Source organism: Terasakiella sp. SH-1 (genome assembly GCF_004564135.1).
Taxonomy (GTDB): Bacteria; Pseudomonadota; Alphaproteobacteria; order Rhodospirillales; family Terasakiellaceae; genus Terasakiella.
Window position 1 is genome coordinate 2,026,459 of the sequence record NZ_CP038255.1, and the last position, 13,468, is coordinate 2,039,926.

Here is a 13,468-nt window from a genome sequence, read left to right on the forward strand (position 1 = left end):
TTCCAATAGATAGGAAAGAGGGCCTTGTTTCTTTATTCAGTACCGACAACAGGCTTATGACGTTGTTTTTCCACAGCAAATGCGATCAAAGCGATCAGGCGATAAAAGCCATGGACAAATTTGCCATAAGGCATAGATAAAAACAGCGTCATGACAATACCAAGATGAAGACTCAAAACCGGACCGACATAGACTGTCTTGCTGACAAACATCAAAACCAATCCGCTCAGGCTTGTAAAAAACAACAGCATCAGAAATGTCACATCCATCCCCTTGTTGCTTTTGCCTTTCACATCAGCAGTCGCGCCAACTTTAATCCCCAACAATCCTGCCGGACCAATCAACAGGCCAAGCCCACCCAGCGTGCCAAGAATTTTGGGCAAGGTGATAAAGTCATACGGCGCTTCCATGGCAAACCCATAGTGCATAACCGTCCCCACAGAGGTTGCTGCAAAACACAGCATAAATCCCCAGAATGTCAACTGATGGAACCAACGCCGTGCCATGGATGGGGTTTCATTGGGATAAGAACAGCCTTGTCCGTTCCCACCATCCAGGTATTTCAAGGTCAGGGCATCTTTCACCCCTTGCAAGACACGTCCCCAGTCCAGTGCCAGCGGATTGCCAAGCTGCATGGTTTTCCAGAATTTTATCACAGACATCAACAAGGCCAACGCGACAAATCCGCCAACAAGGCCAAAGATTGCGGCCAGATCATTATGGGAAAGAACACCATAAAAACCATTTTCATGGGCCAGCATGAAATTCTCCCCCGCTTTCATAGACGTCATCAGGAAAAAGCCTGCAATAACCAGAATGGAAAGAAGGCTGACCCACAGGCCATTATTGGCAAACAATTTCCCCATAAAACCCGGCCATGCAAAAATACCGTAATTTTCCTGGCGCAATTCAGCCATTGCTGCGGGGACATTCAAGTTAAACTCGTGAGGGGGGGCATATTGGCAATTGTGATAACAAGCCCCACAATTGTGACACAGGTTCGCCATGTAATCGAGATTATCGGCATTAAATTCAAGGCGAAGTTCCATAGCCTGAAACACGGCACAATGACCTTCACAATAGCGACACGCATTACAAATCGTTAGTACACGTGCGGCTTCTTCTACTTTATCTGTTAAGCGCATGGTCTGCTGCCTCACTTCCTGCAATTCTTCCAAAAATATTTCCGATCGTCATGCCAATTCCGGCCAGATAGCCTTGGCCCAACACGTTGCCAGCCATAATCTCACCAGCAGCAAAAACGTTAGGAGCAAGACGACCATCAGCCATTTTCATCTGTGCCTGATCGGTGACTTCCACCCCAAGATAGGTAAAGGTAATTCCCGGACGCAGGCAGTAGGCCCGAAATGGCGCTTTATCAATAGTTCGCGCCCAATTGGTTTTATTCACCTCAAGGCCATCTGTATGCACGCCATCCAGTTCAGTATGATCAAACTCACCGGGCTGTACGGCCGCGTTATAGTCATTAATCGTTGTCTCTAAGACTGTTGGGTCAAGGCCAATTTTGCGGGCGAGTTCAGGAATGGTATCGGCTGTTTCTGCCGGGAAAACAGGCGGCATGAAAGAGCCAATCGCCTTGTCATCAATAATCACATGGGCCACCTGGTCAGGCTGACCGGCAACCAAACGCCCCCAGATGGCATATCGTTTCGGCCAGAAGTCTTCACCTTCATCATAAAAACGTTCTGCATTCTTATTGACCACCACGCCCAGAGATACGCAATCCACACGGGTGCAAATGCCACCGTCATATTTAGGCGCACGCCCATCAATCGCCACAGCATGACATTGATCCGGCTCACCAATTTTTTGTGCACCATTATTCAGCAAAAGCTTCAACAACCCGCCTTTGTTATAAGGGGTACCGCGAATAAGGAAATTTTCAGCAATCTCCCCCCAGCCTTCTTTCAGCCATTCAATATTGGCTTCAAAACCACCGGCTGCGGCCACAAAAGATTTGGCAGCAAAGATACGGCCATCAGAAATGGTCACATTCTTGAAATGCCCGTCCTCAAACTCAATATCTTCGACCATGGCATCATAATGGATTTCGATCCCCAGCTTTTCAGCATGACGATAGAGCGCATTGAGCAACTGCTTGCCCCCGCCCATGAAAAAGGCATTGGTACGCCCTAAATGCAGGGTTCCCCCCAATGGGGGCTGAAACTGCACGCCGCGTTCTTCAAGCCAGCCAACAGCCTCCGTCGATTTACGAAGGGTCATACGAGCCAGATGCTCGTTTGTCTTGCCCTTGGTAACGCGCATCAAATCATCCCAATATTCCTCTTCATCATAGGTTCCGCTGAGAACCGACAGTGGCCCAACATGCATGGGGCGAAGGTTGCGGGTATGACGGGTGTTACCGCCCCGATGTGTTCTGGGTGCCCCTTCCAACACACAGGTACGGGCACCTTTTTCAGCGGCAACAATCGCGGCAATGATACCAGCCTGTCCGCCACCTGCGACGAGAACGTCAAATTCTTTCTGGTCTGTAGACATTGAAGAAAATCCTTAATGTATATTATTGCGTACTTTTGTATACAATTGTTCTTTACCTTGCCTACACGTTTGTTTTATGTCAAGGTCCAGACAAGAAAAAATAATGAAAGCGTGCCTAATGACTAAGGATTCCAAGGAAAACCAGCCCCGTGGTGAAGTTGCCTATCAGAAACTTCTCAGCGCGATTCAACATGGGGAACTCAAACCGGGAACACGAATCAGGGAGGTCGAAGTTGCCGAAAAATTCGGAATTAGCCGCACGCCTGTACGTGATGCCATCCGTCGACTGGAAAGTGATGGGCTGCTGATCCATATCCCCCGTCAAGGGGCGGTTATCAAAAAACTTGACCACCGTGAAGTCATCGAACTTTATGAAATTCGTGAAGTGCTGGAAGGCACCGCAGCCCGTTATGCCGCCCGTCATGCCTCCGAACTGGAAATATTGGAACTGGAAGACCTCAATGAAATCATGTTGAAGCATCATGATGACCCGGTCAAAGTGGCCGAAGCCAACAAGCTGTTTCACAAGTCCCTTTATCGGTCTGCCAACAACCGTTATTTGATTGATGCCTTGAATAATCTGGCAAATTCCATGGCCTTACTTGGGGGCACAACATTAAAAGTCGATGACCGCACCGATACGGCCTATCAGGAACATCAAGAAATTATCGCAGGGATCAGAGAACCAGATGCCGAACGTGCCGATCGCGCCGCACGCAACCATATCCGCAGTGCCCAACGCATCCGCATCCGCCTGTTCCGCGAAGCCCAACAGGATGACGCCTGAACAATTATATACATTTTATAAAAACTGATTTCACTTATAAGCCATTTATATATTTTTTAAATAACATATCTTCAAAGGCAAGCAACACTTTACCCCTTTAGGAGATATCTTATGAAAGCCGTCACATTAAACGCCTATGGTGAAAATGCAGAATTTCAGGTCAGCGAAATGGCACAACCAGAAACCAAAGCTGGTCATGTACTGATTCGCATTGCCGCCAGCAGCGTAAATACCGTCGACACGATGATCAAAAACATGGGCAAAGACTTACCACTTTCCCCAGACCTGCCTGCTGTTCTGGGTATGGATTTCGCTGGAACCGTTGAAGCCATTGGCGAAGGGGTGACTGATTTTTCAATTGGTGATGAGGTCTTTGGTTGTGCTGGTGGACTGGCCGACCTTCAAGGGGCCTTGGCTGAATATATGGTTGCCGATGCCAAACTCATTGCCAAAAAACCGAAAAACCTGACCATGCGCGAAGCTGCGGCCCTCCCCCTTGTTGGGATTACCGCTTATGAAGGGCTGCAACGTGCCCAAGTCACCTCAGGCCAAAAAGTGCTGGTGCATGGCGGGGCTGGCGGTGTTGGCCATGTAGCTGTTCAACTGGCCAAACATTTTGGTGCCCAGGTTTATTCTACGGGGTCAACCAAACAGCAAGAGATCCTGACAGGCTATGGCGCCACGGCCATTGATTATACGACAGAAGCGGTCTCAGATTATGTCGCCCAACATACAGATGGTGCTGGTTTTGATGTGGTCTTTGACTCAGTTGGCGGTGCGAATATGACCAATTCTTTTGAAGCTGCGGCTTTAAACGGGCATGTTGCCTCTACCGTTTCATTGGTTGAACTGGATCTGAGCACAGCCCATTTTAAAGGACTTTCACTTCATGTGGTCTTCATGCTTATCCCCATGCTTTATGACCATAAACGCGAAGAACACGGTGCCATTTTGGCAAAACTTGCCGAAATCGCAGAAGCAGGAGCCCTTACCCCTCTCGTTGATGAACGCAAATTCACCATGGATAATGTAGACGAAGCCTATACTCTGCTCAGCACTGGTCAGGCCATTGGTAAAGTTGTTATCGAAATCTAAAATCTGTTCCCTACCAATTGCAATAAAGAGGCAAGGCGATCTATTCACCTTGCCTCTTCCTACATTAAAGCCACGCTTTAATTTGTGTACAAATCGCCTCAACAGACAAGCCATATCGGTTATGCAAAGTCTGAAGGGTTCCAGCATCGACAAAAAGGTCAGGTATACCAATTTTGCGAAAACCATTGGGCATCACTTGATTTTCCATAAGGGCAGAAGCAACCGCATCACCCAGCCCGCCAATAACCGTATGGTTTTCAGCCGTGACAACCATGCGCCCTGATTTGCGACATGCCTCGACAATTGTTTCCGTATCAAGCGGTTTAATGGTCGGGACATGCAAAACAGCACAATCAATGTTCTCTTTTTCCAAAGCTTGCGCGGCCAAAAGGGCACGGGTTGTCATTAAGCCTGTGGAAATGAAAAGAACATCATTCCCCTCACGGATCATTTTGGCTTTTCCAAGCTCAAACTCATAGCCATAGTCATCAAGGATGACAGGGGCATGAAAGCGCGGGATGCGCATATAGACCGGACCTTTATATTCAGCAATTGCCCTGGTTGCCTGTTCCGTATCCAGCGCATCGCATGGGTCAACGATTGTAAAATCGGGAATGGCACGAAAGGCAGCAATGTCTTCCGCCGCCATATGGGTGGGGCCATACCCGGTTGTAAGGCCCGGTACCGCACCAATGATTTTCACATCCAATTGTTCTTCAACAACGGCCTGATAAATAAAGTCATAGGCACGACGCGATGCAAAAGCAGCATAGGTGGTGGCAAAAACCGTATCCCCTTCCCGCGCCATACCGGCTGCTGCACAGGCCATGGCTTGTTCAGAAATACCCATTTGATGGAAACGGTCCGGAAATTCTTCAACAAATTGATTAAGGTCCGTCACGTTATAAAGGTCAGCAGTTACCGCAACGACATTTTCACGCTGACGCGCAATTTCACATAGGGCACGACCAAGGGGGGCTGGTCTTGTCGGCAAGCCTTCAGATTCAAATTCTTCCAGCGACATGGTGGACAGGCCCGGCCCTGGGATGCGTTTTTGGTAAACGGATTGTTGTCTTGCGGGTCTCATTATTCGCTCCTGTAACCTAGTTCTTCATAAGCCTTGGCAAAATCATCTGGTGTCCAGGCTGTCATATGTGTTTGTTTTTCGCGATGTTCGATAAAGGACACGCCCTTGCCCATTTGCGTATCACAAATAATCATGCGGGGTTTATCGACAGTGGAGTTGCGGGCATTGTCAAAAGCTTCGCAAAGGGCATCCAGATCGTTGCCATCTATGCGCTGCACCGACCAGCCAAAGGCTTCCCATTTTTCGAACATAGGCTCCGGATCACTGACTTCACGTGACGGGCCGTCATTCTGCATATTATTGTTATCCAGAATGCCAATGATATTACTTAGTTTCTGCGTACCGGCAATCATCGCAGCTTCCCAGGTTGAGCCTTCGTTCATCTCCCCATCAGAAACCACACAATAGACAAAGGAGTCTTTCTTTTGTCGGCGCATGGAAATCGCAGACCCCACAGCAATGCCCAAACCATGCCCCAAAGACCCGCCTGAAATTTCAATACCGGGTGTATAGGCCGGTTGCGCTGAAATCGGAAAACGGCTGTCATCAAGTCCATACGTCCCGATTTCATCTTCCGGTAGGACGCCAGCTTCAATCAACGCACCATACTGCGCACATCCAAGATGCCCTGGTGACAGGAAGAAGCGGTCACGCCCATCCCATTCCAGATCATTCACCTTATAGTTCAGTGCGTAAAAATAAACGACAGCCAGCCAATCTGCCATAGCAAGCGTTTGACCAATATAGCCTTTTCCCGGTGTTTCCAGAATTCTGAGGCCATTAATGCGTATTCGCCTTGCACGTTCTTTGAGCGATACATTCGAAAGCTCATGTTGTTTTTGTTCAGACATTCATTTTACTCCATTATTGTACTTATTGAGCGCACTTCCCCTGCCTGTAGAAAATCTGAGAACAGATTTCCTACAGTTTCTAGCTCGGAAAAATCAGGGTTAGAGGAATATGGTTGTAACTGCGGGGAAATAACTGACCAGTCCTAATACGGCCAAGGCAACCAGATAAAATGGCATGAGATACAAGACCACTTTCCCCATAGGTACCCGTTCAATTGCGACCGAAACAAACAAGGTTGTTCCAACAGGCGGGGTGTAAAGGCCAATCGCCAGATTGACGACCATCATGACACCAAGCTGGACTTCGTTTAGTCCTACCTGGGTTGCGACCCCTAAAAAGATCGGTGCCAAAAGAAGAACCGCTGCAGGCAAGTCCAAAAAGGTCCCAATCATGATCATCACAAGGTTCATCGCCAAAATAATGAGCCAGGGTGATTCAAGGGTTGTCAGCAACCATGTTGCAAGATTTTCCGGAACACTTTCCGCAGATAAAATCCATTGCAGAACACTTGACCCCATAATGACCATCATAATCACACCAGTCATCATGCCGGTTGTCAGGATACAGCGCGCAATGATTTGAAAATTCAAGTCACGATAAATAGCAAAACCAACCAACAAGGCATAACAAACAGCAAAAACACTGATCTCAGTCGGCGTTACCACACCACCACGGGCCATGACAACAACAAGAACAGGCATTAATAAAGCTGGAAATGCATGAAGAAGCTGGGATTTGAAGGCACTAAACCCACCCGGAAGCGGGGAACGTTGCAAATTCAGTCGACGACCAATTGTATAGGTCAAAACAAACATACTAACCGTCAGCATGACACCCGGCACAATCCCGGCAAGGAAAAGCTTAGGAATTGATGCTTCCGTCACCAAACCATACAAAATCAGCGGAATGGATGGTGGGATCAGAACTGAGATTGTCGAAGAAGCTGCGTTAACTGCAGCTGAATAGCCATCAGGATAGTTTTCTTTTTTCTGTACAGGGATCAACGCATTACCGACGGCAGACGCATCCGCCACGGCAGAACCGGATACCCCGCCAAAAAAGAGAGAACCAAGTACACTCACTTGTGACAGGCCACCCTTCATGCGCCCGACAAGAAGCTTGGTAAATGAGATAAGATATTCCCCAAAGCGCCCAGACATCATCAGGTCGCCAGCTAAAATAAAAAAGGGAATTGCCAACATCGGGAAACTTTGTGTTGGATCGTAAAGTGAAATAATGGTTTGGCCTAGCAGGTATGATTTATCCGACGCAATCATGGAAGCGCCACCTGCAACAAAAAGGGCATGGGCAACCGGTGTTGCCAGTAATAACAAACCAATAAAGAATAATGCAGCGAGTGCAGACATTCGAACCTCCCGTTCGATAGAGGGAGCCTAAAGCTCTTCTTTTTTATTGCTTACAATAACTTCGTCTTCGAGACCTTCTACACTTACGGGAAGGACTTCCCCCATGTAGAGGCGGTAAAGGGTGGTGAGTGCCGTAATCGCCAAGAGGCTATAGCCCACAACGAGTGAGGCATAACTAACAGCCTGAGAGACACCGATCAGGGTAAAATAGGTCCCCCGTTCAAACATGGTCACTTCATATCCGTACCAAACGACAATCACACATGCCGCAATAACAATTAACTGTACGACCCCCTTAAGGGCTTTGGCTACGCTATCAGGCAACAAGGAGACAAACAGTTCGACACCAATATGTCGATTGTGTTGTGCCGCCAGAACCGCACCTGCCATAATAAACCAGGGAAAGACCAGTTGAATGACTTGCTCAGACCAGACAAGGCTACTGTCCGTTGTATATCGTAAAAAAGCATTCAAAAACGTGGGAATCAGCATGGCCGCAAAAACACCCCACAAAACGACAGCGCTCGCATAACGAATAACTGTGTCGGTAAGGGTAACTACGGGACCCAATGGCCCCGTAGCTTTGTTTGCGCTAAGTAAATGGCGCATCGCAATTACCCCTATTTGCCAGAGGCTGCAGCAGCAGCTTTCTGGATTTGCGGGACGATATCACCGATTTGCTTGGCCCATTTGTCATACACACCAGCCGTTGCTTTCTTAAAGGCAGCAGAGTCAACTTCGTTGAGTTTTGCACCTTCTTCTTTCAATGTCTGCTCCAGTTGAACATCATTGATCAGGAAAAGACCGCGGTTATACCATGTGGCTGCATCCGCAGCGTCTTGGATGATCTTTTTGTCAGCATCAGACAGCGCATCAAACCAACGTTTAGAAGCCAGTACAGGCGTCATTTCGTATTTGTGGTTTGACTTGGCAATGTAGGGTGTCAGCTCGTGAAGCTTGGAAGAATAGATGTTTGCCAGCGGGTTTTCCTGACCTTCAAACACGCCACTTTGCAAGGCAGCTGGAAGCTCAGAGAATGCTAGAGGAGCCGGGTTTGCACCAAGTGCCTGGAATGCATCAATTGTCACTTGAGACTGCGGTGTACGAATTTTCATACCCTTGATATCAGCAGGTGTTTTGATCGGCTTGGATGTGTGGGTAATTTTACGGATACCGTTGTCCCACCATGCCAGTACTTTGTAGCCTTTAGCTTCCAGTTTCTTAGCAAGGTCGTCGCCGATCGGGCCATCCAGCACTTCCCAGGCAGCAGGCAGATTATCGAACAGGTAAGGGAGGCCGAAGGCGTTCAAATCAGGGAGGATTTCAGCAACCGGACCGTCGGAGTTAACGGTAATGTGCATGGAGCCTACACGCACAGATTTCAGCATCTGGCGGTCATCACCAAGTGTTGCAGAATGCGCAACCTTGACAGAATGCTCACCACGAGAGCGCTGTGCAACAAGAAGTCCAAACATTTCTGCTGCTGTAACTTTTGGATTGCCCGGCTTACCATTTGTACCAACAACAATTTCGTCAGCAAAAGCAGGCATGATAGAGGAAAGTGCAATGCCCGCGCCAATAGCTGTGGCCATTACCGCTTTTTTAAACGGCTTTTTCATAAGAAATCTCCTAAAATCTTAAAACGTGATTAATTCCCAACGCGTTGGTTACACCATTCAACGATAAGCTTGGATCAAGTTTATCAATAATAATAGCAGCAAAATATTTTCAACTGCGTGTGGCTTCCCTGTAAACACTTTTGTTTTTTTCGTGCTTTGCGTCACAAACAATAACACCAAAAACCCTGAGGCTTTTCAAATTCGAATAAGTAAAGTAAAGTTTAGCAAATCTTAACAAGTAAAGAGAGGAACTCCAAAATGTCTCGCCTTCCTCCCATGAATGCTATTACCTATTTCGAAGCTGTCGCACGCCATTCACGCATTACGAAAGCAGCAGAAGAACTGCTGGTGACACCTTCCGCAATCAGCCAACAAATCAAAATTCTTGAAGAATCACTAGGCGTTAGCCTCTTTCGGCGCGTCAAAAGAAGGTTGATCTTAACAGAAGAAGGTGAACGTCTTTATACCTCAGCCTCCCAAGCTTTGGACCTGATCAAGCAGGCAGAACGAACCATTGGGCGTAGCTCAGGCTATCGAAAACTAACCATCCGGGTGTCGCCCACTTTTGGCACCAGATGGCTTATGCCTCGTCTCCACAAGTTTGTGCATGCACACCCAACCATTGATTTACATGTGGATGCAACGACAGACCTCACTGATTTTGAAAGAGAAAATGTCGACCTGGAAATTCGCTATGGACGGGAAAACAGAGTCGGCCTGACATCCGAACTGCTTGCAAAAGACACTGTTTTGCCCATGTGTTCGCCTAAGTATCTCTCAGAACATGATGCATCTAATATTCACAAATGCCTCTCAAATGTACGCTTTATTCATTCTGTGAAAGCATTAGTTTCATGGGAAGAATGGCTATCAAAAAATCATATTGAAGATATTGATACGAATGCGGGTCTTAGATTTGATCGTTCCGTAATGGCCCTGCAACTCGCACAAGATAGCGCAGGCGTTACATTGGAAAGTACCAATAATGCCTTTCACGAACTGGAATCCCAATTGCTGGTTCCCATGTTCCCCAAGATGGAACCCATTGAATTTGAAGCTTATTGGCTCATTTGTCCAAGCCGCCATTTAAAAAGGCGCGCTGTTCAGGAGTTTCGCGGCTGGCTTTTGGCAGAAATCGCAGACCATGAAAAAAAGCTGAAAAACCTGCACAAAAAAATACTCACCCACCCCCCGGAAAGAAAAGATGATTAGTTTTTCTTAACAAATCATTATTCTTTCGAAATTGTATTGCACAGGCATGTTTGGTCTCATAGTTGGCGAGCACCTCCTGTTCGTCAGGAGAAGAACAACCAGATCAACTAAAGGCTTCAAGATGTCTTCATCCCAAACAAGTCACCCATCAAATGTCAGTCTGGAAGAACGCGCCTATAACATTCGCCGCTATGCATTGCGCATGGGCGAAGTTCAGGGTCAAGGTTATGTCGGGCAAGCGCTCGGCTTTGCAGACGTTCTTGCCACGACCTATTTTCACGCTATTAAAAACCGCCCGGAAGACCCGCTTTGGGAAGGCCGTGATCGTGTTTATCTTTCCATCGGTCACTATGCGATTGCCCTTTATGCGGCCTTAATCGAAGCCGGCGTTCTTCCAGAAGAAGAACTGGAGACTTACGGGTCTGATGACAGCCGTTTGCCCATGTCTGGAATGGCAGCCTATACCCCCGGTATGGAAATCACCGGTGGCTCCCTTGGTCACGGCCTTGGTATTGCCGTTGGTGCCTGCATGGGTCTCAAGCTGAAAAAGGCTGATAACTTTATTTACAACCTGCTTTCTGATGGTGAACTTGGTGAAGGTTCCACTTGGGAAGCGGCCATGGCAGCCAGCCACCACAAACTGGATAATCTGATTGCCATTGTTGATTTCAATAACCTGCAAGCTGATGGTGCCTCAACTGAGATCATGAGTTCCGAACCAGTTGACGCGAAATTTGAATCCTTTGGCTGGTATACACAGCGTGTGGACGGCAATGACATGGAGGCCCTTGTTCAGGCTTTCGATAATGCCCGTAACCACACGGAAGAAAAACCCCGTGTCATCATTTGCGATACCCTGGTGGGTAAAGGTGTTCCGTTCCTGGAGCAACGCGACAAAAACCACTTTATCCGTGTTGAAGCGGATGAATGGCAACTCGCACTTGAAGCACTTGATAACGGGAGAGCAAACCAATGAAATTCGATAAATGGACACCACGGCTACCAGACCCAAGCAAGCCGAAACTAAAAACATCTGCAATGATTGCCTCATTGGGGGCTGAAGGTCTGGAAACAGTTTCTGCACCATTTGGGCATGCCCTGAATGAAGTGGCTGCAAAGAATGACAAAGTTGTCGGCATGACCGCTGACCTTGGCAAATATACAGACCTGCATATTTTTGCACAGAAAAACCCTGATCGCTATTTCCAGATGGGCATGGCAGAACAGAACCTGATGATGAGTGCCGCCGGTATGGCGCGTGAAGGATTTCAGGTTTGGGCAACCACTTATGCGGTGTTTGCGTCTCGTCGTGCCTATGACTTTATTTGTCTGGCCATTGCCGAAGAAGATCTGGATGTCAAAATCGTCTGTGCCCTCCCCGGCCTGACAACAGGTTACGGCCCAAGCCACCAGGCTTCTGAAGATATTGCCATGTTCCGTGGCTGTCCAAACCTGACCATCATTGATCCATGTGATGCAACCGATGTCATGCAGGCAACACATGCTATTGCTGAACATCGCGGCCCGGTCTATATGCGCCTGCCACGTGGTAAAGTGCCAAATGTTCTGGGTGAGTATGATTATGAATTCAAACTCGGCAAAGCCCAAGTGGTTCGCGGTGGTAATGATGTGCTGTTTATTTCAACCGGCCTAATGACCATGCGGACACTGGATGCGGCAAAAGAACTTGCAAAAGATAATGTCGATTGCGCTGTTCTTCACGTACCGACCATCAAGCCGCTGGATACAGACACGATCATTAAAGAAGCCCAGCAATCAGGGCGCATGGTTGTGGTGGCAGAAAACCACACGGTCAATGGTGGCCTGGGCGAAGCTGTTGCTCGCACGTTGCTTGAAAACGATCTGGCACCGAAGTTCCGTCATATCGGTCTTCCTGATGAGTTCCTCGGGGCTGGTGCCCTGCCGACACTGCATGATCAGTATGGTTTATCTACCGACAAGGTATGTCAGCAAGTTAAAGGCTGGTTAGGCTAAAAGGAGCAATAGGATGAAAGTAGGATTTATCGGTCTTGGCGCCATGGGAATGGGCATGGCGCAAAATATTCTGAAAGCCGGTCACGAGGTCACAGGTTTCGATATTTCAGATGTTGCCCGTCAGGCATTAGATGAAATTGGCGGCACAGGTGTCGCTGATGCACAGGATGCGGCCAAAAATGCAGACCTCCTTGTTGTGATGGTGGTCAATGCTTCTCAGGCTAGAAACGTATTGTTTGAACGCGGGGCAGCTGATGCCCTGCCCACAGGCAGTATTGTCCTGATGTGCCCAACGATTGAGCCAGAAGATGCACGTGATATCGGCCACCAACTGGAAGAAAAGGGCCTTCGCGTTCTAGACTCCCCGGTCAGCGGAGGCAAAACTGGTGCTGATTCTGGCGGATTAAGCCTGATGCTTTCCGGCACAACAGAAACATTGGAAGAGGCACGCCCCGTATTGGATGCCATCTCCAACAAAATCTACCATGTGGGTGAAGAAGTCGGGCTTGGGTCAACTTATAAAGTCGTTCATCAGCTTGCAGCAGGTGCGCACCTTGCTATCATGGGTGAACTCATGACTTTTGGTGTTCGTGCAGGCTGTAAAGCAGAAACACTTTATGAGATCGTCAGCAATTCTGCGGGTTCTTCGTGGATGTTTAATGATCGTGTGCCCTATCTGCTGAAAAACGATTATGCCCCGCGTAGCGCCATTGATATTTTTGTTAAAGACATGAGCCTTGTTTTGAAAACAGGTGAAAATGTCCGCATGCCCCTGCCCATGGCGGCGGCTGCCCAACAACTGTTTCTGGCGGCATCGGGTTCTGGCTATGGCCGTTTAAATGACGCTGCTGTCGTAAAAGTTTATGAAGACCTGACTGGCGCAAATGTCGCTGAAAACAAGTCTGGTAGAGAAGACTAAAAAGGAGATTTTTTG

At 48.0% G+C, this 13,468-nt stretch carries 13 protein-coding genes; 6 read left to right on the plus strand and 7 right to left on the minus strand.

Translation table 11 applies throughout. The features are described from left to right. Nucleotides 1–32 precede the first annotated feature (32 nt). On the minus strand, nucleotides 33–1,145 hold the full coding sequence (gene tcuB, locus E4K71_RS09370; protein ID WP_135078923.1) for a tricarballylate utilization 4Fe-4S protein TcuB: 1,113 nt from the start codon (nucleotides 1,143–1,145) through the stop codon (nucleotides 33–35). Next, nucleotides 1,129–2,520: an FAD-dependent tricarballylate dehydrogenase TcuA gene (gene tcuA, locus E4K71_RS09375; RefSeq protein ID WP_135078925.1), complete on the minus strand. Its 1,392-nt coding sequence runs from the start codon at nucleotides 2,518–2,520 to the stop codon at nucleotides 1,129–1,131. The genes tcuB and tcuA overlap by 17 nt, the downstream gene beginning before the upstream one ends. Before the next feature lie 118 nt (nucleotides 2,521–2,638). Between tcuA and E4K71_RS09380 the strand changes: the two genes are divergently transcribed. Both E4K71_RS09380 and E4K71_RS09385 read left to right on the plus strand, forming a co-directional pair. Then, complete coding sequence (locus E4K71_RS09380) at nucleotides 2,639–3,307, plus strand: GntR family transcriptional regulator (protein WP_206201890.1); 669 nt, start codon at nucleotides 2,639–2,641, stop codon at nucleotides 3,305–3,307. A 111-nt stretch (nucleotides 3,308–3,418) separates the two neighbouring features. Further along, complete coding sequence (locus E4K71_RS09385) at nucleotides 3,419–4,402, plus strand: zinc-dependent alcohol dehydrogenase family protein (RefSeq protein WP_135078929.1); 984 nt, start codon at nucleotides 3,419–3,421, stop codon at nucleotides 4,400–4,402. A 64-nt stretch (nucleotides 4,403–4,466) separates the two neighbouring features. Here E4K71_RS09385 and E4K71_RS09390 read toward each other — a convergent pair whose 3' ends face one another. The 5 genes from E4K71_RS09390 to E4K71_RS09410 form a co-directional block, all read right to left on the minus strand. Beyond that, nucleotides 4,467–5,489, minus strand: coding sequence for a transketolase C-terminal domain-containing protein (locus tag E4K71_RS09390; RefSeq protein WP_240796782.1), 1,023 nt, complete (start codon nucleotides 5,487–5,489; stop codon nucleotides 4,467–4,469). Then, nucleotides 5,489–6,340: a transketolase gene (locus tag E4K71_RS09395; RefSeq protein ID WP_135078931.1), complete on the minus strand. Its 852-nt coding sequence runs from the start codon at nucleotides 6,338–6,340 to the stop codon at nucleotides 5,489–5,491. Before E4K71_RS09395 ends, E4K71_RS09390 begins: the two co-directional genes overlap by 1 nt. A gap of 99 nt (nucleotides 6,341–6,439) precedes the next feature. Continuing rightward, nucleotides 6,440–7,708, minus strand: coding sequence for a TRAP transporter large permease (locus E4K71_RS09400; protein WP_135078933.1), 1,269 nt, complete (start codon nucleotides 7,706–7,708; stop codon nucleotides 6,440–6,442). A 27-nt stretch (nucleotides 7,709–7,735) separates the two neighbouring features. Next, entirely contained in the window at nucleotides 7,736–8,317 is a 582-nt protein-coding gene (locus E4K71_RS09405) for a TRAP transporter small permease (RefSeq protein WP_135078935.1), read from the minus strand. Between the two features lie 11 nt (nucleotides 8,318–8,328). Continuing rightward, complete coding sequence (locus tag E4K71_RS09410; protein WP_206201891.1) at nucleotides 8,329–9,327, minus strand: TRAP transporter substrate-binding protein; 999 nt, start codon at nucleotides 9,325–9,327, stop codon at nucleotides 8,329–8,331. Nucleotides 9,328–9,585: 258 nt separating this feature from the next. Here E4K71_RS09410 and E4K71_RS09415 point away from each other — a divergent pair, with 258 nt between their 5' ends. From E4K71_RS09415 to ltnD, 4 genes are all read left to right on the plus strand, one after another. Next, a complete protein-coding gene (locus E4K71_RS09415) occupies nucleotides 9,586–10,539 on the plus strand; it encodes a LysR substrate-binding domain-containing protein (RefSeq protein WP_135078937.1) in 954 nt (317 codons plus the stop codon). 121 nt (nucleotides 10,540–10,660) lie between these two features. Beyond that, nucleotides 10,661–11,515 (plus strand): transketolase, encoded by an 855-nt coding sequence (locus E4K71_RS09420; RefSeq protein WP_135078939.1) that lies wholly within the window; start codon nucleotides 10,661–10,663, stop codon nucleotides 11,513–11,515. Further along, complete coding sequence (locus E4K71_RS09425; RefSeq protein ID WP_135078941.1) at nucleotides 11,512–12,534, plus strand: transketolase family protein; 1,023 nt, start codon at nucleotides 11,512–11,514, stop codon at nucleotides 12,532–12,534. The genes E4K71_RS09420 and E4K71_RS09425 overlap by 4 nt, the downstream gene beginning before the upstream one ends. A 13-nt stretch (nucleotides 12,535–12,547) precedes the next feature. After that, complete coding sequence (gene ltnD / locus E4K71_RS09430) at nucleotides 12,548–13,453, plus strand: L-threonate dehydrogenase (RefSeq protein WP_135078943.1); 906 nt, start codon at nucleotides 12,548–12,550, stop codon at nucleotides 13,451–13,453. Nucleotides 13,454–13,468: the final 15 nt, after the last annotated feature.

Coding starts and splice junctions, on each gene's coding strand:
- E4K71_RS09420 (WP_135078939.1), top strand. CDS start 10,661: ATGTCTTCATCCCAAACAAGTCACCCATCAAATGTCAGTCTGGAAGAA.
- E4K71_RS09380 (WP_206201890.1), top strand. CDS start 2,639: ATGACTAAGGATTCCAAGGAAAACCAGCCCCGTGGTGAAGTTGCCTAT.
- E4K71_RS09405 (WP_135078935.1), bottom strand. CDS start 8,317: ATGCGCCATTTACTTAGCGCAAACAAAGCTACGGGGCCATTGGGTCCC.
- E4K71_RS09400 (WP_135078933.1), bottom strand. CDS start 7,708: ATGTCTGCACTCGCTGCATTATTCTTTATTGGTTTGTTATTACTGGCA.
- E4K71_RS09390 (WP_240796782.1), bottom strand. CDS start 5,489: ATGAGACCCGCAAGACAACAATCCGTTTACCAAAAACGCATCCCAGGG.
- E4K71_RS09410 (WP_206201891.1), bottom strand. CDS start 9,327: ATGAAAAAGCCGTTTAAAAAAGCGGTAATGGCCACAGCTATTGGCGCG.
- ltnD (WP_135078943.1), top strand. CDS start 12,548: ATGAAAGTAGGATTTATCGGTCTTGGCGCCATGGGAATGGGCATGGCG.
- E4K71_RS09395 (WP_135078931.1), bottom strand. CDS start 6,340: ATGTCTGAACAAAAACAACATGAGCTTTCGAATGTATCGCTCAAAGAA.
- E4K71_RS09385 (WP_135078929.1), top strand. CDS start 3,419: ATGAAAGCCGTCACATTAAACGCCTATGGTGAAAATGCAGAATTTCAG.
- E4K71_RS09425 (WP_135078941.1), top strand. CDS start 11,512: ATGAAATTCGATAAATGGACACCACGGCTACCAGACCCAAGCAAGCCG.
- tcuA (WP_135078925.1), bottom strand. CDS start 2,520: ATGTCTACAGACCAGAAAGAATTTGACGTTCTCGTCGCAGGTGGCGGA.
- E4K71_RS09415 (WP_135078937.1), top strand. CDS start 9,586: ATGTCTCGCCTTCCTCCCATGAATGCTATTACCTATTTCGAAGCTGTC.
- tcuB (WP_135078923.1), bottom strand. CDS start 1,145: ATGCGCTTAACAGATAAAGTAGAAGAAGCCGCACGTGTACTAACGATT.